Below are 21,418 nucleotides of genomic sequence, written 5' to 3'. Positions count from 1 at the left end.
GATGTGATGTTCGCCCGCGCCGTCAGCTTGTGCCTGCTTTCCTGTGCGGCGCTCCGTGGCCAGGAGGCGCCGCCGGCGGCTGTTCCGGTTGAGGAACCGGCAGTGCCTGTGGAGCCGACACCCGCGGAACCGGTGCCGGTCGCTCCGGGCGGAAACGTGCCGCGGCCGAAGCCGGTGGAGGAAGCGATCAGCCGTTCCGGGATGTTCCGAGTGCGGGGTGGTGATGCGCTGCGCCGCTCGTCCGTGGCCCTTCATCTGGAGCAGGTCCGTGAGCAATTTCTGGATCTCGTGCGCGACCGGACCGTTCCGGAGGGAACCGATGGCAAGCGCGGGGCTTTCAAGGAGGCGACGGCCAAGGCCACGGACAAGTTCAAGGTGCCGGTCAACGTGGAGATCGTCGATCTGGCGAAGGATGCTCCTCCTCCTGCGCGGCCGGTTGAGTTCGGACTGGTCAATGCCGAGAACCACCTCTCGCTGAGCATCCGCATTTATTCCGATCCGGGAATCGACAACGATCAGCTGGAGCGCGCCGCCCTGACCGTGATCCTCTACGAACGCTCCCTGCGGACGCTGAAGGAGGGTGAGCTGGAAGATCCGCTGGTCATCCGCCCGTGGCTCGTGGAGGGCCTGGTGGAAGCGCGCAAGTGGAGCGAGGGCAGCGCCGATCGACGACTCTATGAGGGCGTCTTTCGCAAGGGCGGCGGCTTTACCATGGATGAGTTGTTCGAGCTTTCGGAGCGAAGTTTCCTGCAGCTCGACAGCGCCTCGCGGCTCTCCTTCCGCGCGCTTTCCGGGGCGCTGGTGATGGCCTTGCTCGAGCAACCGCAGGGCAAGGAAGCCTTTCGCAATTTCTGTTCGGAAGCCGCCCGCTTTTCGGGGGAGATGCCGGTGCTGATGCGGAAGCATTTCCCCGATCTCAATCTCTCGGAGAAAAGCCTGGCGAAGTGGTGGGCGCTGACGCTCGCCAAGCTTGTCCAGCCGACGCTCACGGAAGTGCTGCCGGTGCTGGAGACCGAGCGCGAACTGACCGCTGCACTCCAGTTCCACACCCGCGATGCCGATGGCAATGCAGTCGACCGCGGCATCGAGGCATGGAAGGAAATCGCCGCCCTGAAGGATACCGAGCGCGGCGAAGAAGTGCGCCCGGCCGAGGATAGCCTGGTGCGGCTTTCCTACCGCTGCTTTCCCTCCTACCGGCCGATCATCCAGGAGTATCAGCAGATCCTCCGCGACATCGTGACCGGGAAAAAGGAGGACAAGATCGAGGCCCGCCTGGCCGAACTCTCGGAGCAGCGCGTGGTGCGCTCGGAGCGTGCGACCCGTGCGCGTGACTACCTGGACTTCTTCGAGATCTCGCGCGCCCGCGATCTCAGCGGCGAATTCGACGACTACATGCGTCTGAAGAAGGAGCTGGAACTCCGCCCCCGCGCGAAGCGCACCGACCGCCTCACCGAGGTGCTGGATACGATGCAGAAGGCCTACGAGCCGCGCAAGAAGCGGTAGGCGGATGGCATGGCCGATCGCCGGCGCTTGTCAGGGTGTTAGAAGTTTTTCTCCTTCTTCTTCTCCGCAGGCTCCGGAGCCTTCTTCTCAACCGGCTTTGCCTTCGAAGCGGGATCCTGGCAGTAGGCGAGGTAGTCGTCATTGGTGACGACCAGCATATCCCCTGCGTCGGTTTCGATGAATTTTGCCTGTCGCCCGCTGCTCGTCCACGTCAGGAGAGAATCGGTGGGCTTCTGAGTCGCGGGTGCCTTGTAGGCTTCGCCTAGATTCTTTGACAGGATGGCATCCCGTTCCGCCACCGGCATCTTGCAATTGCCCTGGGCGTCCTTGGCCTTCCTGAGGAAGATTTCGCTAGCGCTCCGGTCGTTGAGAAACGAAACGATCACCTTGTAGCCTTCAAACGAGTATTGCCGGAACCATACTCCCTCCCAGCCCGTCACGGTGGTATCCTGGACGAGCGTAGGCATACCATACCGGGCCTCACATTCTGCCACGGATTCGCCCAGCCGGGCCTGCGCGGAGGTGGAAACAACAAGCATGCATGCCAGCACGGGAAGAAGGGGGAAGCGATTCATTCAGGTAATGGGGATATCCAAGTGGATGACCCTTTGTGAAGGCACGGCAGCTTGGCCAGCTGTTTTTCAAGCGGGGTGAAGGCTACGGCATGGAGCATGCGCCCAAATTGCCCGAATCGGTCAAAACTCCGCCCGTTTCCTGCCGGTGGTTTGACAGCTTCCGGCGGGCTTCTCACGCTCCATCGCAGTGAGCACCATCCAGAGCACGCCCTTGGAAAACCTCCACGTCCGCCTTGGCGCCCGAATGGTGCCCTTCGCGGGGTGGAACATGCCCGTCCAATACACTTCCATCATGGACGAGCACGCCGCGGTGCGCGGTGCGGCGGGCATCTTCGATATTTCCCACATGGGCCAATTCCTCGTGAGTGGGCCCGGTGCGCTGGAGTGGCTGAACAAGATGCTGGCGAACAATGTCGCCAAGCTCGGCCATGGGCAGGGCCAGTATTCCTTTCTGCTCAACGAGGCCGGCGGCGTGATCGACGACCTGATCGTCTATCGCACCGGCGATAGCGACTTCTTCCTCGTAGTGAATGCCTCGATGATCGACGAGGACTTCGCATGGATGGCGAAGCACCAGCCGGAAGACGTGGAGCTGCGGAATGAAAGCGCGCTGTGGGCGGGCATGGCGGTGCAGGGACCCGAATCGGCTGCTGCATTCGCGAAGGCTTGTCCGGGCCAGACGCTGCCGCCGCGGAATGGCATCGTGCGGTTCCCGGTCGAGGGCGGCGATGCGGTGGTTTGCCGCACCGGCTATACGGGTGAGGATGGCTTCGAGTTCTTCTGCCCGGCAGAGAAGGGCGAGGCGTGGTTTGAGAGGTTCATCGAGAGCGGGGCGAAGGCCTGCGGGCTCGGTGCGCGCGATACGCTGCGGCTGGAAATGTGCTACCCGCTGAATGGCTCCGACCTCTCACCGGAGCGCACGCCGATCGAGGCTGGGCTCGGGTTTTTCGTGGATCTGGAAAAGGGCGACTTCATTGGCCGCGACACGCTGGCCAACCAAAAGGCGGAGGGTCTGGAGCAGAAGCTGGTGGCACTCGAATACACCGACAAGGGCGCGCCGCCACGCTCGCACTACCCGCTGGAAGACGCCGCCGGGAATGTGATCTCCGAGCTTTCCTCGGGCGTGCTTTCGCCATCGCTCGGGAAGGGCATCGCGATGGCCTACGTGCCCTCGGCGCTGTCGAAACTGGGCACCGAACTCTTTGTCGATGTCCGCGGCCGCAAGTTCCCGGCGAAGGTCGTGAAGAAACCGTTTTACAAGCCCGCCACCGCGAAAGCATAAGCTAGCTACACCCGATGAACGTTCCGCAAAACCTCCGTTACAATACGTCCCACGAGTGGGTCCTCCTTGAAGGTGACGTCGCCACGATCGGCATCTCCGACCACGCCCAGGAAGAACTCACCGACGTGGTGTTCGTCGAGCTCCCTCCGGTCGGCAAGACCGTCGATGTGGGCGACCCGACCGCCGTGGTGGAATCCGTGAAGGCCGCCAGCGACATCTACGCTCCGATTTCCGGTGAAGTGGTGGAAGTGAACAACGAGGTGGAGGCCAATCCCGCTCTGGTGAATACCGACCCCTACGGCAAGGGCTGGATCTTCAAGCTGAAGGTGAAGAACGCTGCCCAGGTGGAAGCGCTGCTGGATGCCGCTGGCTACGAGGCGCTGATCGGTTGATCGACAGTCTTTTTGTTTTTCAAGGAGGGCCCGGTTCCGTTGCGGAATCGGGCCCTCTGTTTTTCACGGTATCAAGGGAGTGGAGAATTGGCCGCCCCCGGCAATCGATTTGCCGCATCCGGTCAAAAATCTGCCGCTCTTGTGACGGATTTGTCGGCGGGGATTGCGTGGTGGGGGATTTCCTTTATGGAGGGCGCGCCGCCATGTCCGTCCACTCCGACTTCCGCAGCCGCCACCTGGGTTCCATTGGCTCCGACCGCGAGGAAATGCTCCGCGCCATCGGTTACGATTCGCTCGACGCCCTCGCCGATGCCGCCGTTCCGGCAGGCATTCGCTTGGAAAAGGAATTGGTGCTGCCAGAGGCGAAAAGCGAGCCGGGTGCGCTGGCGTGGCTTAAGTCGATTTTCTCCAAGAATGTCCTGAAGAAGTCCTGCATCGGCCAGGGCTACTCCGGCACCCACGTCCCTGGCGTGATCGGCCGGAATATCCTCGAGAATCCCGGCTGGTACACCGCTTACACGCCCTATCAGGCGGAGATCGCCCAAGGGCGTCTGGAGGCGCTGCTGAATTTCCAGACGATGATCACGGAAATGACCGGCCTCGATGTGGCGAATGCCTCGCTGCTCGATGAAGGCACGGCCGCCGCAGAGGCGATGAGCCTCGCGCTCGCCGGCGCGCCAAAGGGCAAGGTGATCTTCGTTTCCGGCGCCTGCCACCCGCAGACCATCGCGGTGGTGCAGACCCGCGCGGAGCCGCTGGGAATCGAGGTGAAGGTGGGCGATTGGGAGGAGTTTGACCCGGCCACGTGCGAGGGACTTTTCGCGGTGATCGTCCAGTATCCGGCGACCTGTGGCTCGGTGTATGACTATGCGGGCTTCTTTGAGAAGGCGCACGCGGCCAAGGCGGTGACGATCGTTGCCGCGGATCTTCTCGCGCTGACGCTGCTGAAGGCTCCGGGCGAATTTGGTGCGGATATTTGCGTCGGTAGCAGCCAGCGCTTCGGCGTGCCGATGGGCTTCGGTGGTCCGCACGCGGGTTTCATGGCGTGCAAGGACGCGCTGAAGCGCAAGATGCCGGGTCGCCTGATCGGCGTGTCGGTGGACTCGCGCGGCAAGCCTGGCTTCCGCCTCTCGCTCCAGACCCGCGAGCAACACATCCGCCGCGACAAGGCGACGTCGAACATCTGCACCGCGCAGGTGCTGCTCGCCGTGATGGCCTCAATGTATGCCGTCTATCACGGTCCTGAAGGGCTGAAGCACATCGCGAGCGAAGTGCATGCGAAGACCGCCACGCTGGTGGCCTCGCTCAGGGCAGCCGGTGTGAAGGTTCTGAACGACAGCTTCTTCGACTCGATCGTGATCGAGGTCGCCGACGCCGCTGCCACCATCAAGAAGGCCGCCGACAAGGGTTACAACCTCCGACCGATGGGTGCGTATGTGGGCGTGGCCTTCGATGAAACGACGACCTGCGAGGATGTCGCCGCGATTGCGGAAGTCTTCGGCGCATCCGTCGTGGAAGGCGAGGGGACGAATTGGGATGTCTCGCTTTCCCGCAGCTCCGCTTTCCTCACGCAGAAGGTCTTCAACAGCTACCACTCCGAGACGGAGATGCTGCGCTATCTCAAGCGCCTCGAGTCGAAGGACCTCGCGCTGAACGAATCCATGATCCCGCTGGGCTCGTGCACGATGAAGCTCAATGCAACTTCCGAGATGCTGCCGCTGAGCTGGCCGGAGGTTTCATCGATCCATCCCTTCGTTCCCGCGGATCAGAGCGCTGGCTATCGCGAGATGCTGGAGCTGTTGGAAGGTTGGCTGGCCGAGATCACCGGATTTGCGGCCGTTTCGCTGCAGCCGAATGCCGGCTCGCAGGGCGAATACGCCGGTTTGCTGGCGATCCGCCGCTACCACCTCTCGCGAGGTGACGAGCATCGCAACGTTTGCCTCATCCCGGTCTCCGCTCACGGCACCAATCCGGCCTCGGCCGTGATGGTCGGCATGAAGGTCGTCGGCGTGAAGTGCGACGAGAAGGGCAACATCGACGTGCCGGACCTGAAGGCCCGCATCGAGGAGCACCGTGAAAACCTTTCCTGCCTGATGGTCACCTATCCATCCACGCACGGCGTATTCGAGGAAACCATCGTCGAGATCTGCGACGCGATCCACGCGGCAGGCGGCCAGGTTTACATGGACGGCGCGAACATGAATGCGCAGGTGGGACTCACCAGCCCCGGCCGCATTGGCGCGGATGTCTGCCACCTGAACCTTCACAAGACCTTCTGCATCCCGCACGGCGGCGGTGGTCCGGGCGTCGGCCCGATCGGCGTGGCCCCGCAGCTCGTGCCGTTCCTGCCGGGACACTCGGAGCTTTCCTCGAATGAAGGCGCCGTCTGTTCCGCGCCATGGGGCAGCGCCTCGATCAATACGATCTCGTGGATGTACATCGCGATGATGGGCGCTGATGGCCTGAAGGAAGCGACCCAGCTCGCGATCCTGAATGCGAACTACATGGCCAAGCGCCTGTCCGGCTTTTTCCCGGTGCTTTACACCGCGCCGAATGGTCTGGTGGCGCACGAGTGCATCATCGATGTCCGTCCGCTTTCCGATAAGAGCGGCATCACCGTCGAGGACGTGGCGAAGCGCTTGATGGACTACGGTTTCCACGCGCCCACCATGAGCTGGCCGGTCACCGGCACGCTGATGATCGAGCCCACCGAGTCCGAGGCGAAAACCGAGCTCGACCGCTTCTGCGATGCGATGATCTCCATCCACGGCGAAATCATGGCCGTGGCGAATGGCGAGGCCGACGCGAACGACAACGTCCTCAAGAACGCCCCGCACACCGCTGACTCGGTGATCGCGGACGATTGGAAGCACGGCTACTCCCGCGAGCAGGCCGCTTTCCCGCTGCCCTACCTCCGCCAGCACAAGTTCTGGCCGTCCGTCGGCCGCGTCGACAATGTCCACGGCGACCGCAACCTGGTCTGCACCTGCGACAGCGTGGAGGCCTACGCGGCGGCTGCGGCGCAGGGCTGAATCGTGCAAAATTCACTCCGCTATTCCGGTATGCCTATATACTGGAATTAGCGGAGTAATCTCCGATTCGGGAAGTTGCCGCGCGTGCTAGGCTGCGCGGGATGAAATCTATCCTGTCCCTGCTTGCCGGGGCTGCCGCGGTGGCGGTGGCCGTTCCGTTTTTCACCCAGCCATCCGTGGCCCAGCAGCCTTCTGGAAGTCCGGCGGTAAGGACGGTGTCCTATCCCACAGGCGTTCGCTGCGTGGTGACCCTGAATCCGGAAGTGGCGGCTACCAAGCGATCCGGCGGAACCAACAGCGACACCTTTGAGGTGCTCGACAACAAGGTCCAGGGCGACTTCCTCACCATCGATTCGGAGTGGCTGGTGCTCAAGGAAGGTAACTACGAGAACTGGATCCCGCGGGACAAGGTGCTTTCCATGCGCGTCTCGCGCTGATTGCTCTACGGGGTTCACCTTCCATGGCCAAAGAGATTGTCGTTGTTCCGCAAGGGCAGGAGGAATCCCTGTTCTCCAGTCTTTTGGAGTTGGGATTTACCTTTGTGAACCCGGCTTCGGAGGAGATCTCGGGATGGTCGGAGGAAGGGCGCCAAGTATTCCTGGATATCGATGCGGGTTTGGACGCCTTCCGAATCGGCGTGGGAATCCAGGTTTGGAGAGGTGCCGGCAATGACCTGAATCTTGTCCGCGATTTTGAGGAAGAGACGATTCGGGTGTGGCTCGATGGCTGGTCCGCAGAGGAGTCGGCCGAGATTATGAGCCATCTGAGTGGGAGCGGGATCGTTTTCGAGATCGATTACGACTAACCGCGATTGAGAGCCTTGCTCTTGCCTCTCCAGAGGAGTTCCCCCTGAATCCGCGCATGTCTCCATCCCCGATCGATTGGGCCAGTTGGCGCGCGGAAATCCACGCCACGCTGCTGTTCATCGTCAAGGACGGGGAGATCCTGCTGATCGAGAAGAAGCGCGGGATCGGGATGGGCAAGATCAATGGCCCGGGTGGCAAGATCGATCCGGGTGAGACGCCGCTGGAGTGCGCGGTGCGGGAGACCCATGAGGAGCTCGGCATCACTGCGCTGCGGCCGGTGAAGATGGGCGAGCTTCATTTCGCGATGGGGACGATCCCGGACATCCTGTGCCACGTCTACCTGGCGCACGCTTTCGAGGGGCGGCCGGTGGAGACGGTGGAGGCGAAGCCGCTGTGGTGCCGGCTGGCGGACATTCCCTACGACCGGATGTGGAGGGATGACATCCACTGGCTGCCGCAGATGCTGGATGGCCGGAAGTTTTACGGGCGGTTCATTTTCGACGGGGAAGAGGAGATCGTGTGGCAGGACATCGAGTGGGATGTCCACTGGGCGTCCTGAGGCGAGAGGGCGGAAATTCCGTTAGCCCTTTGAAAATCAGTGCTACGGTTGCCGATTGACCGCAGTCGACCCCCGGCGGCGGCATTCAACCCCAACCCCCTGCGAATATGAAAGCAACCCTGCTTCTGGCCGGGTGTGCGGCGCTATTGGTCACGGCTCCGGCATGGACGGCCGGATCCTCGAACACAGCCGCTCCGGTCCCGGGAGTTCCGGCCCCAGAGGTCGATCTGCCCTTGAATAGCACCTGCGTGGTCACCGTGGACCCGCGCGTGGGTCCGAAGCCGGAATTCCCCGGCGAAGCGAACGCCATTTCCGGATTCTTCGCTCCGGACACGGCCCGTGGCACCTTGATCCGGCTGGATGACCAGTGGGTGGTCCTGCGCGACGGCTACCACGAGAACTGGATCCCGATGGCGAAGGTGGTGATGATCCGGGCCGCCCGTTGATGGCATTGGATTAACTCCATCCTGACAAAAAGCAGGCGGCACCCGCCATGAAAGACAGGTGCCGCCCTATCCGGGGGAAAATCCGTTTATTTTGCTCAGCGTTCCTCTCGAAGCCACTGCTCGTGGCCCCAGAGCCCCCAGACGACGGCAGCAATTCCCATGGTCAGCAGAGCCATGGGCACGATGGAAAAGACGGTATTCCAAGACTCACCGAGGGTGAACTTGGTATCGGGCGTCAGCAGTTGCTGCGCGGCGAGGGTCCAGATGCGGCCGAGCAGCAGCATCAGCGCGCCACTCGCCAGCAGCGAGCCGCCCCACGAGCGGTAGCGATTGGCGAGGCGCACGGCGGCCATTCCGACCATCCCCAGGCCAATCACGCCGAGGGCATCGAGGAGGAATCCGCCTTTAATGAGGAAATCAAGCAACAGGCTCATGAACCGGGGAGGTGCGGGGGGAGGTGCGTGGGACTTGGACCGGAGCGGTGGACTTGGCTGTTTCGAAGAGACCGGCGTGGAGCGCCATGCCGAGGCCGAACATCAGCCAGCCGACATTCATGGTGATCAGCTTGACCGCATGCCACAGGATGACGGCGTCGGGATCGGTGCCCATGGTGCCAATTCGCTCGAGCGGGATCAGGATGCCGACATCGTAGAGCGGCCTCACAACGGCGTAGCCGAAGGCCAGCAGGGAGGCGCCGGTCAGGATGATACGAGGGGTCCAGCCACGGGTGCCGCGGGTCATGCGCCACGCGGTGAGAAGGAGAAACGCGCCCATCACGATCAGGAAGACCGGGCGGAGAGCGGGGGTGGTGGCAGCCAGTAACGGAACGGGGGGGGCGAACGTCATGCTTCCGTTAGAAAGCATGATCGTAAGTCGTTGAGCAAGAGGTTATTAACTAGGTATGCCGGACTTCAAACCTACGCGGATGAATAACACAATTCGATGAATCGGTGATGCTGATACTAAGCGTAAATTAGGGACATCTCCGCTGAGCCGCCTTATATAAGGCATTTTGCATGTCTGCGTGGTTCTGCCTATGGGTTGGAATTTCGGCAAATGGGGTCATCCGGGTGTCCGAAGTGCCTGTCGAGGGTGTGAATAATTTTTCGTTCGGGGGGATTTTGAACGTGGGACGGTAGAGGGGCGTCGGATTTTTTCCGCTGTCATCGGGGAGCGGCTGTGATTTCTTCCCGCCGCGATGCCCGTTCCCACGCTTCCCGATGCTACCGGCCATTTTGGCAAATTCGGCGGCATGTTCGTGCCTGAGACCCTGATGGCTCCGCTGCAGGAGCTGTCCGAGGCCTACGATGCCGCCCGCAAGGACCCGGAATTCCAGCGCGAGCTCGATGACCTGCTGACGAACTACGTCGGCCGGCCGACGCCGCTGTATTTCGCCGAGCGATGGACGGAGAAGCTGGGTGGCGCGAAGATTTACCTGAAGCGGGAGGACCTGCTGCACACCGGCGCGCACAAGATCAACAACGCGATCGGCCAGATCCTGCTGGCGAAGCGGCTCGGCAAGAAGCGGATCATCGCGGAAACCGGAGCCGGCCAGCATGGCGTGGCGACGGCGACCGTGTGCGCGCGCTTCGGCATGGAGTGCGTGGTTTACATGGGTGCGGTGGACATGGAGCGGCAGGCGCTCAATGTGGCCCGCATGAAGCTGATGGGTGCCGAGGTCCGTGCGGTGACGGCGGGTCAGGCCACTCTCAAAGAGGCGGTGAATGAGGCGATGCGTGACTGGGTCGCGACGGTGGATCACACGCACTACATTCTCGGCTCGGCGCTGGGGTCGCATCCGTTCCCGATGATGGTGCGGGATTTCCATCGTGTGATCGGCTTGGAGGCCCGCGAACAGATTCTAGCGAAGGAAGGCCGTTTGCCGGACTTGCTGGTCGCCTGTGTCGGTGGCGGGTCGAATGCGATCGGGCTGTTCCATCCCTTCTTGCAGGATGATGATGTGCGGATGGTGGGCGTTGAGGCCGGTGGTCTTGGCATCTTGCCGGAGAAGCACGCGGCTCGTTTCCAAGGCGGCAAGCTCGGGGTGCTTCAAGGCACCAAGACGTGGTTGCTGGCGAATGAGGACGGGCAGATCGAACTCACGCACTCGGTTTCCGCGGGTCTCGACTATGCGGCGGTGGGACCGGAGCACGCTTATCTGCAGGACATCGGCCGGGTGGAGTATACTTACGCCACGGACGACGAGGCCTTGGCCGCGTTCAAGGAGTTGGCGCATACCGAGGGGATTCTGCCTGCGCTGGAGAGCTCGCATGCGATGGCGTATGTCTCGAAGATCGCGGGGAGCTTGCCGAAGACTTCTATCCTGATCGCGAACCTTTCGGGGCGCGGGGACAAGGATGTGGAGCAGGCGGCGAAGTACCTGTTGGGTGGAGTTTGAGGATTTGCGTTGAAGCAGTGACCGCCGCGCAGGTGGTCGCTGCTTGGCGGAAAGACGCGAAGTCTAAAGGCATGCCGAGAACATGCTTCTAACGGATTTCCGCGCGAAGCTGCGGGGTGTGCGGACAAGGATGGTGACGCCTATCCGCAGAGTTTCTCCAGCAATACTGGGTTGCTCGCCGCTCGGGAAAATTCAACGTTCGCCTGACTCGTTCCCCTGTCCGATTCCAATGAAGCTCCCGACTCTGTTCGCCGTCGCAGCCGCTGTGGCATTGAGCGCCTGCACGAGTTCGAGCAAAAGGTCCGGGAGTGCCGCTCGATCGGTATTCGAATCACGAACCGGGATTACGCTGCCTGCGTCCGTCACTGACTGGGAGTTTGCCGACATTCAAATCGGAGATACCTACGGGGAATATTATAGGTTTCGATGTACCCGGGAAGTGTTCCTGGACGCAACGGCGAAGCTCGCCTTGAAGCCGGATGCTTCTGAGAGCGCCACCGTCCAAATTGACCGGGGCAGGTGTGAAGTGGAGGGTAACCCGAATGACCCCAGCTGGTGGGTGCGTCCTCCCCGTTCCCAGCAGACTTACCACAAGGAAGGTTCCCCGGACATCGCGGGCTGGAGCGCCATGGACGGCTGGTATGACGCCGATAGCGGAACGGCATTCATGAGCGTTGATTTCCGGGACTGATGCCTGACGGGGCTTCTTGCAGAAGCCGTCGTTCCGCACCACTCAGCAGAGGAATGAGACCGGCTTGCGTTGCTTCTTCACGCCACGCCCATCTCGCGACCTTTCAGGCCGCCTTGGCCTGTGGGCTTCAAACCCAGGGCGGCGCTTCGCATGCCCTGGGCTTAGGGCTTTCGCCCCGTTGGGGCTGGGGAAGTTAGTGCCGGCTGGAGAATGGTGCTGGCTAGAGAAGTTGGTGCCGGCCGGAGAATGGCGGCGGGGACAAGAGTGTCCCCGCTCCTTATTTTGCGCTCCTACTGCTTCCACCAGTCGGCTTCCTTTTCCCAGGGCTCGCGGTCTTGGGTGCCGGTGGGGGAGGCGGGGTGTTTGCGCTGGCGCTCTTCCTCTTCTTCGTCGCGGCGGAGTTCTTCGAGGAGCTTCTCGACTTCGTTTTCGTGGCGTTTGCCGCTGCGGTAGATGCCGACGATCAGAGTGGCGACGATGCCGAGGCTGAAGACCAGGATGACCACCATCGCCATGGCGAAGCCATCCGCGGCAGGGACGATTCCGAGATGGTGGCTCATGGCGCCTTGGCTTGTCAGCCGGTGATGATCCGCCGCATGGGGATCATGTTGGAATACTCGAAGCCATTCTTGCGGAAGAAATTCTGCGACTCGGCGCTGATCTTGTCGGTCAGCAGGGTGATGCGCTTGAAGTCCTTCTGCTTGGCGAACTCGATGACGTGGTCCAGCAGCATGCCGCCGTAGCCCTGGCCGCGGTGGGCCGGGTGAACGATGACGTCTTCCATGAGGATCACGAATCCGCCCATGGCGGTGGAAATGGTGAACAGAAGGTTCACCATGCCGATGATCCGGGTTTCGTTCCGCACCAGGAAGATGCGGCCGCGGCTCGGTTGCTCCAGGATCAGGGCTAGGCCGCGCTCCTGGACATCGTGATTGGAGGTGAACTCGTCGGACTCGGCGAACAGCTCCATCACGAGATCGGTAAGTCCCTGAAGGTCTTCGATCGTCGCAGGCACGACCTTGGGCCGGTTGGCGACGGCGCTGGAGGAAGATCCTTGGCTCACGGCGGGACCGTGCCACGGTGGTGGGGGAGCGGCACGCGATTTCCCGGGCATTACGAAAAAAATTCCGCTGTCGGTGGTATTTGGCGGATTGACAAGCAGGGTCCGACTCCTAGAGTGCGCGCCCGCCCGAGCCGGACGCCCGGTGCGGTTACCAGAAACGCCTTTTTCCCGAGACTGCCATGAAACGCACCTTCCAGCCATCCAAGCGCACCCGCAAGCGCCAGCACGGTTTCCGCGCTCGCATGGCGACCAAGGCCGGCCGCGACATCATCAAGCGCCGCCGCCAGAAGGGCCGCAAGCGTCTCATCCCGAAGGGCGCCGAGATCCACTACGAGCGTCACACCACCCAGCACGGGGTTTGATTTTCACTGCGCGCCGCGCCCGGCCCATGCGCCTCCCGCGGAAGCACAGTATGACGCACCGCGCGGACTTTGCCCGCGCGCGAAAAGACGGTCAGGCGAAAGCCGGCCGTTTTGTCGTGCTCAGTAGTCTCGCCGATCCGGCGCTGCCGCACTTGAAATATGCGGTGATCACCACCCGGAAGGTGGGGAAGGCGCATGACCGGAACCTGCTGCGCCGGCGGATCCGGGCGATCCTGCAGCTCCACGGCGAGCGCATCGCCGATCCGAAGCGGCTGCTGGTCACGATCCCGCGACCGGGGTCGGCCACGGCCACCTACGCCGAGCTGGAGGCCGATTGGCTGAAGCAGGCGAAACGGCTGGGCTTACTTTCGTAGTCAAAAGTTCCACCTGCCGTTTGTTCCCGGAGGAAGTAAAGGAATCGCCCGCTCCGATGAAGCGCCTCATCCGCATCGCCATCCGAGGCTACCAGATTTTCCTCAACCCCGTCCTCAAGGCGCTGGGCGGGCCGAACAGTGGCTGCCGCTTCACGCCGAGCTGTTCGAACTACTTCCTGCAGGCCGTGGAGGCCCATGGCTCCCTCAAAGGTTCATGGCTCGGGGTCTGCCGGATTTTCCGCTGTCATCCGTGGGGGGGCTATGGTTATGACCCCGTCCCGCCGAAACCGGGTGGCGAAACTCCTGATCACCACCACCGTCCCGCCGGGCCGGACGCCTGACGCGGGCCTTTTCCTTTTCCAACATCCCCATGTACGACCGCAAGACTTGGATAGCCGTTATCGCCTGTAGCATCTTGCTGGCGGTCAACGTCGTCTATCAGCAGAAGAACGCCCGCCTGCTCGCTGAACAAAAGCAGCGCGAGGCCGCCGAGGAAGCCGCCAAGAAGCCGGCGACGCCGGAAAAACCCGCCACCCCTGACGGAGCGCCCGCGAGCGACAAGCCGGGCTCGCTGGTCGAGGCCGAGCCGCAGCCCCAGATGGTGGAGCAGCTGGTCACGCTGGAGACGGACAAGACGATCTTCACCTTCACCTCGATCGGCGGCGGCCTGAAGTTTGCCGAGTTCAAGGAGCAGAAGCCCGGCCTGGAAGGCCCGGTGCGCATGAACCGCCACGGCAGCAGCCCGATCGGGGCGATCTCCGACGGTCCGGACCGCCTTGAATCGGTTTCCTACGAGTTTGTCGAAAAGGACTCCGTAAAGGACAAGACGGTGGTCTTCCGTGGCAAGCTGCCTTCCGGGCTGTGGGCCAAGAAAACCTGGTCGCTGGTGGAAAGCGACAAGCCTGGTGCCTCCTACGTGCTGGACTTCAAGCTCCAGATGGAGAACGGCACCCCGAATCCGGTCAATCTCGACCAATTCAGCCTCTTCCTCGGCAGCTCCTCGCCGCTCGACCATGTCGAGTATCCGACCCAGTCGGGCTTCGTCTGGCATGATGACGGCAAGTTCCATTTCACGCCGAACTCGAGCTTTGCCAAGGGCTGGTTCAAGCCGGAGAAAACGGAGATCAGGGAGACGCTCGAGAAGGCGGATTTCGCCGGTGTCACGAACCAGTTTTTCGCGACCGCGGTGAAGCCGGTCGAGCCGGGCAAGTCGCTGGTGTGGGCCAAGATTGCCGACGTCGATCTCGTGGCGGGCCAGAAGCCGGTCAAAGCCATCCGTGCCGGGCTGCAGCTTCCAGCGGTGACGCTGGCGGCTGGCGAGCAGCGCGGCATCAGCTACCAGGTCTTCACCGGCCCGAAGGAAAACCGCATGCTCCGCAAGATGGGCGACGATTGGGGCTCGCTGATGAACTACGGCTTTTTCAGCCCGTTCAGCCGCTTCATGAACTGGTCGCTGTGGTGGGTCCACGCCGGCATGGAAAAGATCTCCGGCAAATGGTCCTGGGGCCTGTCCGTCATCGCCCTGACCCTGCTCCTGCGCACGGCGATCTGGCCGCTCTACAACCGCTCCAACCGGACGATGAAGCGGATGGCGAAGCTGAAGCCGGAGATGGACAAGCTGAAGGAGAAGTATCCAGACGATCCGCAGAAGATGAACACCGAGATGATGGGGCTGTACCGCAAGTTCGGTATCAACCCGCTCGGCGGCTGCTTGCCGATGTTCGCCCAGCTGCCGATTTTCTTCGGCTTCTTCTCGATGCTCCAGCACGCGGTGGAAATGCGCGGTGCTCCTTTCCTCTACTGGGTGCATGACCTTTCCCAGCCGGACACCGTGGCGCATCTCGCCGGGATTCCGATCAACCCTCTGCCGATCATCATGGCGATCACCAGCGTGACGCAGATGGCGATGATGCCGAATACCGGCGGGGACAAGACGCAGCAGACGATGATGAAGATGATGCCGTTCGTCTTCCTGTTCATGTGCTACAATTTCGCTTCGGCGCTGGCGCTTTACTGGACGGTCTCGAACCTGTTCTCGATCGGCCAGACTTGGCTGTCCAACCGCCTGCCTGAGCCTGAGCTCAAGACGAAAGCTGGTGGCAGCGGGAAGAGCTGGGTGGAGCGGATGGCGGAAAAGCAGGCCGACATGGAGCGGATGCGCCAGGCCCGCGGGCGAGTGGTGGATTCCAATGATGAGGATCCCGGTTCGTCGAAGAAGCGTCCGCCGCGGACGGGGGGCTGAAGAGGCCCACGAAAGCGGAATTAGCCGCAAAGATCACAGAGATCGCAGGGAAGAGATTCCCTGCGGTCTTTTTGCTTTCGGGGGTTGCTTGGACGTGTCGACGGAACGTCGACACTCCTTATCCTTTAATGTCACCAACGTCCTATTGGACGAAATGCGGGGCGCGGTTAGGATGGATGTCATGGCCACGGAGAGACGCAACGTATTGGGTGGAGTCCTGCAAACTTGCTCGACCCGGCCGATGACCGGCTTTTTCCGGGACGGTTGCTGCCGGACCGGTCGCGGGGATGTAGGCGTGCACGTCGTCTGTGCCAGCGTGACGGAGGAGTTTCTCGCGTGGTCGAAGGCGCGCGGGAATGACCTGAGCACGCCGCGGCCGGAGTTCGATTTTCCCGGGCTGAATCCCGGCGATCGCTGGTGCTTGTGCGCCGCCCGTTGGAAGGAAGCGCTGGATGCAGGCCACGCTCCGGCGGTGATGCTGGAGGCGACGCATGAGTCAGCGCTGGAGTTCGTGGATCTGGAGGATCTGCGGGCGCATGCGCTGCGGTGAGCCAACCGTCCAAGCGGAATGAATTCCGCGCTCCCAGTCCTATTTCGGGCGGTGGGGCTCGAAGGTCATGGCGCGCTCGTGATCGCGGGCTTTGGCGGAGCGGCGGGCTTCCTTGAAGAAGTGCTCCTGGGCGCGGAATTTCTTTTCGCCGGCGGCTGGCTTAAGGCGTTCGGAGGAACCATCGGGTAGGATCTTCGAGGCCTGGGTATTGTCTTGGAAGAACGACTCCAGGATTCGCAGCAGCCGGCGGCGGGCGCGGCTGTCCTCGATGGGCACCATCAACTCGACGCGGCGGTCGAGATTGCGGCCCATCCAGTCGGCGGAGGCGATGAAGATCTCGGGGTCGCCACCGTGGTGGAAGTAGAAGATGCGGGCGTGCTCCAGGTAGCGATCAATGACCGAGACGACGCGGATGTGTTTCGAGTGGCGGGCGTCGCCGGTTTTCAGGCAGCAGATGCCGCGGACGTTGAGATTGATTTCCACGCCGGCCTTCGACGCCTGATAGAGCGCGGCGATGATGTCCGGGTCCTGGAGCGAGTTGACCTTGGCGTAGATGCGCGCCGGTTCGCCCTGGCGGGCGCGCTCGGCCTCGGAGGCGATCAGGTCCAGCAGGCGCGGCTTCATGGCCGTCGGCGCGGGAACCAAGCGCTGGAAGCGCAGAAGCTTCGAGCGGCCGGTGACGGCGTTGAAGAAGAGCGAGGCATCCGCGCCGTACTCGGGGCGGCAGGTGAGCAGGGAAATGTCCGTGTAGAGGCGGGCGGTGCTTTCGTTGTAGTTGCCGGTGCCAAGGTGAACGTAGCGGCGCAGGCGGCCGTCTTCGCGGCGGACGACGAGGCAGATCTTGGCGTGGGTCTTGAGGCCCTTCACGCCGTAGACGATCTGAGCGCCGGCACGCTGGAGTTCTTCGGCGCGGAGCAGGTTGCGCGCTTCGTCGAAGCGGGCCTTGAGCTCGACCAGGACGGTGACGGCCTTGCCGTTTTCCGCCGCGCGGATCAGGGCATCGATGATGCGGGACTGTTTCGCGGTGCGATAAAGGACCTGCTTGATGGAGACGACCTGTGGGTCGTCCGCGGCTTCCTCGATGAAGCGCATCACCGGCTCGAAGCTCTCGTAGGGGTGGTGCAGCAGCACATCGCGGCGGCCAACGGCATCGAAGATGGAATCACCGGGTTCAATGTCCGGCGAGGGCTGCGATGGCCAGTCTTCGTCGCGCAGGTTATCGAAGCCCGGGGTGAAGGCGAGGTCCATGAAGCCGGAAAGAGCGAGCGGCCCGGCGACGCGGTAGGTGCCTTCGGAGGGGGCGCCGCAGACTTCCTGAATCACCTTCGCCAAGTCGCGCGGCAGGCTGGCGGGAAGCTCGAGACGCACGGTGTCGGAGAGCTTCCGGGCGGCGAGGACTTCTTCCATTTCACCGGCGAGGTCGGCGGCATCGTCCTCTTGTACGGCGATGTCGCCATTGCGCGTTACGCGGAAGCAGGCGGTGGCTTCGACATCCTCACCGGGGAACAATTCACTGGCATGGCGGGCGACCACGTCCTCGATCAGGACGAAGGAGACGCCATCGCCATCGCTCACGGAAACGCGGCGCGGGAGACCATCGGGGATGGGGATCAGGGCGTGGCGGATGGCACCGGTCTCGCTGTCGGCGATGCGGCAGGCGACGATCAACTGCAGTGCGGGCACCAGCGGCGGCTCCTCGCCCGATACGACCGCCAGCGGCGTGAGCAGCGGTGAGATGGAATCGTGGAAGGCCTCCGCGACCTTGTTCGCCTGCGCTGGAGAAAGATTCTTCGAGTCTACCAGACGGATGCCGGCCTCCTGCAATGCGGGGCAGAGGACCGTGGTGAAGAGCTTGTATTGATCCTCGATCATCCGCTGCATGCGCTTGCGGATCTCGGTGAGCTGTTGGACAGGCGTGAGGCCTGAAGGATCCGGATTCTTGCGGCCGCTGCGGCGCAGCAGCATCAGGCTGCCGACGCGGACCTGGAAGAACTCGTCGAGGTTCGAGGCGGTGATCGCGAGGAACTTCACCCTCTCTAACAATGGCAGGTCGCCCCGCAGTGCCTCGTTGAGGACGCGCTGGTTGAACTCCAGCCAGGACAGCTCGCGGTTGATGAAGGGAATCGACATGGGAAAATTCTGTTAGCCTGCGTCATCGATCACGACCTCAAGGCCGAAGACTTGTTCGAACAGGTCCGCCTTGGATGCCATCGCGAGGCGCTCCACGGCGGCATCGTTCAGGCCGGGAAGGGTGAGGCGGAGGCGGCGGTCGTCGCGGCGGACGATGATTTCGTGCACCCGCTGGTCGTGGGTTCGCTCAAGGGCATCGGCGACGCGGAGGATCGCGGAGAGCTTGGCGACGCGGATGCGGTCGACGGTGTCGAGGTCGCGGTAGTTCGGGTGATCGATGCGGGGCCCGGAGTGGCGGTGATAGCGGGCGATCATCGCGATCATGTCGATGTCCAGCCGGTCGAGTCCGAAGATCTCGCTATTGAGAATGATGTATTCCGAGTGCTTGTGATGGGCGCGCGGGCTGACGAAGGTGCCGACCTCGTGGAGGATCGCGGCGACCTGGAGCAGCATGGCATCGTGCTTCGTCATGCCGTGCAGGTCCTGCAGCTCGGTGAAAAGGTGGTGGCAGAGTTTTCCCACGTGCTCGCCGTGGCGCGGGTCGGACTGGTAACGGGAAGCGAGGATCTTCGCCGAGCGCAGCACTTCCTGGTCCAAGGTGCCGGCGAGGCTGCCGGAGACTAACAGATCCAGCAGGATGCCCTGCTCGTAGTCGCTGGCGGGAACGTGCAATTCCTTCAGGCCGAAGGTTTCGGCGATGGCGAGATTGGTTTCCAGGGCGGGTAGCAGCGCTTCTGCGGTCTGGTAGTCGATCTGGTAGCGATTGACCAAATCGAGCTCGCTCATCTGGGAGGCTTCGATCGAGAGCTTCTGGAGCGCCTTGGTGGAAACGGCGGTGCCGGCGGCGCCTCTGGTGAGCTGGCGGGCGATCTGTTGGATCTCGTAGCCGATGACCACCAGTCCTTCGAGCTCGATATCGTGGTAATCGAAGCGCATCTGGGCGAGATTGCCGGAGGTGTGCTCGCGGATGACGCGGAGCATGGAGGGGCCTTCGGCGTGGGAGGCATCGGTCGCCTCGCGGGTGCGGTGGGTGCCGAGGCGGTAGCTGGTGTAGCGGGTGATGGCGCCGTCCTGAAAGAGGAGCGCGCGGGTATTGCCGGGGCCGACGTGGACGACCAGCGCGCAGCGGCGCTTCATGGCCGGGGTGTCCTTCAGGCGGCGGCGGGTCTTGAGATAGATCAGGCGCGTCATCTCGCCGTCGTCGATCGGATTGATCGAGAGGCCGCAGGCGATGCGGATGCGATTGAGGAAGATATCGTGGTTGGTGGCCTCGATCAGGATGTTCGTGGCCACGGCGCGGGTGATCTTGCGGCCGTCGGCACCATATTCGGCCAGCGCGTTCTGGTAGTCGTGGAGGATTTCGACGATGCGCTCGGTGGTCTCGGCACTGACTTTCCCATGGCGGAAGACGTCGCGGGCGAGGGGAGCGGGCTGCTCGAGGAAATCGACCGCCTTGTGGGTGCCGTCCGGCTGGGTTTCCGCGACCATCATCGACACGGAACTGGCCCCGACGTGGATCGCGGTGACGAGCGAACCGGTGGCGTCGGAAGCGGGCGAGTCAGGCATCGCCCGAAGACAGCGCGGGAGCTCCCGGCTTTCAATGACGAATGTGTGACGGAGCCTACCGGAAATGGAAATGAGTCCATGCTTGCCAGTGCGGGGGCGCGCCCGGAACATGGAGCCCGATGAAAATCGGCGACGCGCTGAAACGCTACCGGGTGAAGCCCGGCGAGAAGTTGGACCTTTCGGCCATCGATGCCGGTGACTTCTCGCTTTTTCCGGAGGGTGGCAAGGCGGCCTCGGTGGAGCTCTTCGACCAACTGCGGGATGAGCTCCAAGCGCTGCAGAAGGTGCTGTATGCGCAGAACAAGCACCGCATCCTTATCGTGCTCCAGGCGATGGACACCGGCGGCAAGGATGGCTGCGTGAAGCATGTGTTCTCGCGGGTGGATCCGCAGGGCGTGAACGTGAAGGCCTACAAGAAGCCGAGCGAGGAAGAGCTGGCGCATGATTTCCTGTGGCGCGTGCATCCGCATGTGCCGGGCAACGGGCAGATCGTCATTTTCAACCGCAGCCACTACGAGGACATCCTCGCGGTGCGGGTGAAGAAGCTTTTCGGCGACGATGTCTGGAAACGCCGCTACCGCCATGTGATCGAATTCGAGCGGATGCTGGCGGAGGAGGGGACCACGATCATCAAGATGTTTCTCCACATCTCGAAGGACGAGCAGAAGCGTCGGCTGGAGTCGCGATTGGCCAATCCGGCGAAGTACTGGAAATTCAATCCGGATGATCTCTCCGACCGGGCTCGCTGGGATGAATTCCAGAAGGCCTACGAGGACCTGATCGAGAAGACCGCCACCGAGCAGTCGCCGTGGTTCATCATTCCCGGCGATCGCAAGTGGTATCGCAATCTGGTGGTGGCGCGGATCATGGTGGATGTGCTGCGTGGCCTGAAGATGGACTTTCCGAGCGTGACCTGGGATCCGAAGTCGGTGGTGATCGAGTGACATGAAGCGGCGCTCGTTCTCAGCTCTCGCGTTGACCCTGGTGCTCGCGGCTTGTGGCGGCGGCATGAAGCCCAAGCCACCGCCGGCAGAGGAGGAGCTGGATCCCTATCGCCCGGTGATGGCGAACCGGATCAACACCGTGATCTACTCGAAGCGCTCCAAGGAGCAGATGCTGCTCGATCTGGGGGCGCTCGGGGTTTCGGTGGGGATGAAGTTCGTGGACTTCAAGAAGGACAGCAAGATCGACGACTGGTTCGGCGAGCAGTCGGAATTCCTGCCGACGCGCTATACTTCCCTGACTTGCGGGCTTTCGCCGGTGGTCGATTCCGAGGGCAGGATCGTTGCGCTCTACCGGAACCGGAAGCTGATCGACGGGAAGATGCACGAGGAGACGGTGCTCAAGCCAGAAGGCTGAGCGGTTGGCTTCCATCGGTAATCGGGATGGGAACATCGTTTTTTTTGGCGGATGGATTTGCCCGGGCCGCTGTGTATCTTCCCCCGGT

General features: G+C 62.6%; 23 protein-coding genes and 1 pseudogene. 17 read left to right on the top strand and 7 right to left on the bottom strand.

Annotated elements, in window-relative coordinates:
* Positions 1-3: 3 nt before the first annotated feature.
* Entirely contained in the window at positions 4-1,503 is a 1,500-nt protein-coding gene (locus WKV53_RS02810) for a hypothetical protein (protein ID WP_341402826.1), read from the top strand.
* Positions 1,504-1,541: 38 nt separating this feature from the next.
* On the opposite strand, the gene WKV53_RS02805 is transcribed toward WKV53_RS02810, so the two are convergent.
* Positions 1,542-2,078: a hypothetical protein gene (locus WKV53_RS02805; RefSeq protein WP_341402825.1), complete on the bottom strand. Its 537-nt coding sequence runs from the start codon at positions 2,076-2,078 to the stop codon at positions 1,542-1,544.
* 187 nt (positions 2,079-2,265) lie between these two features.
* Between WKV53_RS02805 and gcvT the strand changes: the two genes are divergently transcribed.
* The 7 genes from gcvT to WKV53_RS02770 all read left to right on the top strand — a co-directional run bounded on the left by gcvT (position 2,266) and on the right by WKV53_RS02770 (position 8,595).
* The gene (gene gcvT, locus WKV53_RS02800; RefSeq protein WP_341402824.1) at positions 2,266-3,360 is read left to right on the top strand and encodes a glycine cleavage system aminomethyltransferase GcvT; all 1,095 of its coding nucleotides are present in this window, start codon (positions 2,266-2,268) and stop codon (positions 3,358-3,360) included.
* A 14-nt stretch (positions 3,361-3,374) separates the two neighbouring features.
* Complete coding sequence (gene gcvH / locus WKV53_RS02795) at positions 3,375-3,752, top strand: glycine cleavage system protein GcvH (protein WP_341402823.1); 378 nt, start codon at positions 3,375-3,377, stop codon at positions 3,750-3,752.
* Positions 3,753-3,955: 203 nt separating this feature from the next.
* Positions 3,956-6,784, top strand: coding sequence for an aminomethyl-transferring glycine dehydrogenase (gcvP, locus tag WKV53_RS02790; protein WP_341402822.1), 2,829 nt, complete (start codon positions 3,956-3,958; stop codon positions 6,782-6,784).
* A gap of 101 nt (positions 6,785-6,885) precedes the next feature.
* Positions 6,886-7,221, top strand: a complete 336-nt coding sequence (locus WKV53_RS02785; protein WP_341402821.1) for a hypothetical protein — start codon at positions 6,886-6,888, stop codon at positions 7,219-7,221.
* Between the two features lie 23 nt (positions 7,222-7,244).
* Positions 7,245-7,589: a hypothetical protein gene (locus WKV53_RS02780; protein WP_341402820.1), complete on the top strand. Its 345-nt coding sequence runs from the start codon at positions 7,245-7,247 to the stop codon at positions 7,587-7,589.
* 56 nt (positions 7,590-7,645) lie between these two features.
* On the top strand, positions 7,646-8,149 hold the full coding sequence (locus tag WKV53_RS02775; protein ID WP_341402819.1) for an 8-oxo-dGTP diphosphatase: 504 nt from the start codon (positions 7,646-7,648) through the stop codon (positions 8,147-8,149).
* A 107-nt stretch (positions 8,150-8,256) separates the two neighbouring features.
* Positions 8,257-8,595 (top strand): hypothetical protein, encoded by a 339-nt coding sequence (locus tag WKV53_RS02770; RefSeq protein ID WP_341402818.1) that lies wholly within the window; start codon positions 8,257-8,259, stop codon positions 8,593-8,595.
* A 95-nt stretch (positions 8,596-8,690) separates the two neighbouring features.
* Here the strand turns inward: WKV53_RS02770 and WKV53_RS02765 are convergent, their stop codons facing one another.
* Complete coding sequence (locus tag WKV53_RS02765) at positions 8,691-9,029, bottom strand: hypothetical protein (protein WP_341402817.1); 339 nt, start codon at positions 9,027-9,029, stop codon at positions 8,691-8,693.
* Positions 9,013-9,441 (bottom strand): hypothetical protein, encoded by a 429-nt coding sequence (locus WKV53_RS02760; protein ID WP_341402816.1) that lies wholly within the window; start codon positions 9,439-9,441, stop codon positions 9,013-9,015. The genes WKV53_RS02765 and WKV53_RS02760 overlap by 17 nt, the downstream gene beginning before the upstream one ends.
* Before the next feature lie 352 nt (positions 9,442-9,793).
* Between WKV53_RS02760 and trpB the strand changes: the two genes are divergently transcribed.
* Positions 9,794-10,993, top strand: a complete 1,200-nt coding sequence (trpB, locus tag WKV53_RS02755; RefSeq protein WP_341402815.1) for a tryptophan synthase subunit beta — start codon at positions 9,794-9,796, stop codon at positions 10,991-10,993.
* 559 nt (positions 10,994-11,552) lie between these two features.
* Positions 11,553-11,684, top strand: a complete 132-nt coding sequence (locus tag WKV53_RS02750) for a hypothetical protein (protein WP_341402814.1) — start codon at positions 11,553-11,555, stop codon at positions 11,682-11,684.
* Between the two features lie 290 nt (positions 11,685-11,974).
* Here the strand turns inward: WKV53_RS02750 and WKV53_RS02745 are convergent, their stop codons facing one another.
* Together WKV53_RS02745 and WKV53_RS02740 are read right to left on the bottom strand one after the other, a co-directional pair.
* Positions 11,975-12,244 carry a hypothetical protein gene (locus tag WKV53_RS02745; protein ID WP_341402813.1) on the bottom strand — a complete coding sequence of 90 codons (270 nt, stop codon included), beginning with the start codon at positions 12,242-12,244 and terminating at the stop codon, positions 11,975-11,977.
* Between the two features lie 14 nt (positions 12,245-12,258).
* Positions 12,259-12,747, bottom strand: a complete 489-nt coding sequence (locus WKV53_RS02740; RefSeq protein WP_341402812.1) for a GNAT family N-acetyltransferase — start codon at positions 12,745-12,747, stop codon at positions 12,259-12,261.
* A gap of 179 nt (positions 12,748-12,926) precedes the next feature.
* On the opposite strand from WKV53_RS02740, the pseudogene rpmH reads away from it, so the two are divergent.
* The 5 genes and pseudogenes from rpmH to WKV53_RS02715 all read left to right on the top strand — a co-directional run.
* Positions 12,927-13,058 (top strand): annotated as a pseudogene (gene rpmH / locus WKV53_RS02735) (50S ribosomal protein L34); the annotation flags it as partial.
* A gap of 77 nt (positions 13,059-13,135) precedes the next feature.
* Complete coding sequence (rnpA, locus tag WKV53_RS02730) at positions 13,136-13,483, top strand: ribonuclease P protein component (protein ID WP_341402811.1); 348 nt, start codon at positions 13,136-13,138, stop codon at positions 13,481-13,483.
* 56 nt (positions 13,484-13,539) lie between these two features.
* Complete coding sequence (gene yidD, locus WKV53_RS02725; protein ID WP_341402810.1) at positions 13,540-13,824, top strand: membrane protein insertion efficiency factor YidD; 285 nt, start codon at positions 13,540-13,542, stop codon at positions 13,822-13,824.
* A 29-nt stretch (positions 13,825-13,853) separates the two neighbouring features.
* Positions 13,854-15,725, top strand: a complete 1,872-nt coding sequence (gene yidC, locus WKV53_RS02720; RefSeq protein WP_341402809.1) for a membrane protein insertase YidC — start codon at positions 13,854-13,856, stop codon at positions 15,723-15,725.
* A gap of 181 nt (positions 15,726-15,906) precedes the next feature.
* Entirely contained in the window at positions 15,907-16,275 is a 369-nt protein-coding gene (locus WKV53_RS02715; RefSeq protein WP_345789628.1) for a DUF2237 family protein, read from the top strand.
* Between the two features lie 39 nt (positions 16,276-16,314).
* Here the strand turns inward: WKV53_RS02715 and ppk1 are convergent, their stop codons facing one another.
* Both ppk1 and WKV53_RS02705 read right to left on the bottom strand, forming a co-directional pair.
* Positions 16,315-18,405: a polyphosphate kinase 1 gene (gene ppk1, locus WKV53_RS02710; RefSeq protein WP_341402807.1), complete on the bottom strand. Its 2,091-nt coding sequence runs from the start codon at positions 18,403-18,405 to the stop codon at positions 16,315-16,317.
* A 12-nt stretch (positions 18,406-18,417) separates the two neighbouring features.
* Positions 18,418-19,971, bottom strand: a complete 1,554-nt coding sequence (locus WKV53_RS02705; RefSeq protein ID WP_341402806.1) for a Ppx/GppA phosphatase family protein — start codon at positions 19,969-19,971, stop codon at positions 18,418-18,420.
* Positions 19,972-20,090: 119 nt separating this feature from the next.
* Between WKV53_RS02705 and WKV53_RS02700 the strand changes: the two genes are divergently transcribed.
* Entirely contained in the window at positions 20,091-20,915 is an 825-nt protein-coding gene (locus WKV53_RS02700; protein ID WP_341402805.1) for a PPK2 family polyphosphate kinase, read from the top strand.
* Position 20,916: 1 nt separating this feature from the next.
* On the top strand, positions 20,917-21,330 hold the full coding sequence (locus WKV53_RS02695; protein WP_341402804.1) for a hypothetical protein: 414 nt from the start codon (positions 20,917-20,919) through the stop codon (positions 21,328-21,330).
* Positions 21,331-21,418 lie beyond the last annotated feature (88 nt).

The sequence above is a fragment of the Luteolibacter sp. Y139 genome, from assembly GCF_038066715.1.
GTDB classification, from domain to species: domain Bacteria; phylum Verrucomicrobiota; class Verrucomicrobiia; order Verrucomicrobiales; family Akkermansiaceae; genus Haloferula; species Haloferula soli.
This window is presented reverse-complemented; position numbering and strand designations above follow the sequence as displayed.

Coding starts and splice junctions, on each gene's coding strand:
- WKV53_RS02805 (WP_341402825.1), bottom strand. CDS start 2,078: ATGAATCGCTTCCCCCTTCTTCCCGTGCTGGCATGCATGCTTGTTGTT.
- gcvH (WP_341402823.1), top strand. CDS start 3,375: ATGAACGTTCCGCAAAACCTCCGTTACAATACGTCCCACGAGTGGGTC.
- gcvP (WP_341402822.1), top strand. CDS start 3,956: ATGTCCGTCCACTCCGACTTCCGCAGCCGCCACCTGGGTTCCATTGGC.
- WKV53_RS02785 (WP_341402821.1), top strand. CDS start 6,886: ATGAAATCTATCCTGTCCCTGCTTGCCGGGGCTGCCGCGGTGGCGGTG.
- WKV53_RS02780 (WP_341402820.1), top strand. CDS start 7,245: ATGGCCAAAGAGATTGTCGTTGTTCCGCAAGGGCAGGAGGAATCCCTG.
- WKV53_RS02775 (WP_341402819.1), top strand. CDS start 7,646: ATGTCTCCATCCCCGATCGATTGGGCCAGTTGGCGCGCGGAAATCCAC.
- WKV53_RS02770 (WP_341402818.1), top strand. CDS start 8,257: ATGAAAGCAACCCTGCTTCTGGCCGGGTGTGCGGCGCTATTGGTCACG.
- WKV53_RS02765 (WP_341402817.1), bottom strand. CDS start 9,029: ATGAGCCTGTTGCTTGATTTCCTCATTAAAGGCGGATTCCTCCTCGAT.
- WKV53_RS02760 (WP_341402816.1), bottom strand. CDS start 9,441: ATGACGTTCGCCCCCCCCGTTCCGTTACTGGCTGCCACCACCCCCGCT.
- trpB (WP_341402815.1), top strand. CDS start 9,794: ATGCCCGTTCCCACGCTTCCCGATGCTACCGGCCATTTTGGCAAATTC.
- WKV53_RS02745 (WP_341402813.1), bottom strand. CDS start 12,244: ATGAGCCACCATCTCGGAATCGTCCCTGCCGCGGATGGCTTCGCCATG.
- rnpA (WP_341402811.1), top strand. CDS start 13,136: ATGCGCCTCCCGCGGAAGCACAGTATGACGCACCGCGCGGACTTTGCC.
- yidD (WP_341402810.1), top strand. CDS start 13,540: ATGAAGCGCCTCATCCGCATCGCCATCCGAGGCTACCAGATTTTCCTC.
- yidC (WP_341402809.1), top strand. CDS start 13,854: ATGTACGACCGCAAGACTTGGATAGCCGTTATCGCCTGTAGCATCTTG.
- WKV53_RS02715 (WP_345789628.1), top strand. CDS start 15,907: ATGGCCACGGAGAGACGCAACGTATTGGGTGGAGTCCTGCAAACTTGC.
- ppk1 (WP_341402807.1), bottom strand. CDS start 18,405: ATGTCGATTCCCTTCATCAACCGCGAGCTGTCCTGGCTGGAGTTCAAC.
- WKV53_RS02705 (WP_341402806.1), bottom strand. CDS start 19,971: ATGCCTGACTCGCCCGCTTCCGACGCCACCGGTTCGCTCGTCACCGCG.
- WKV53_RS02700 (WP_341402805.1), top strand. CDS start 20,091: ATGAAAATCGGCGACGCGCTGAAACGCTACCGGGTGAAGCCCGGCGAG.
- WKV53_RS02695 (WP_341402804.1), top strand. CDS start 20,917: ATGAAGCGGCGCTCGTTCTCAGCTCTCGCGTTGACCCTGGTGCTCGCG.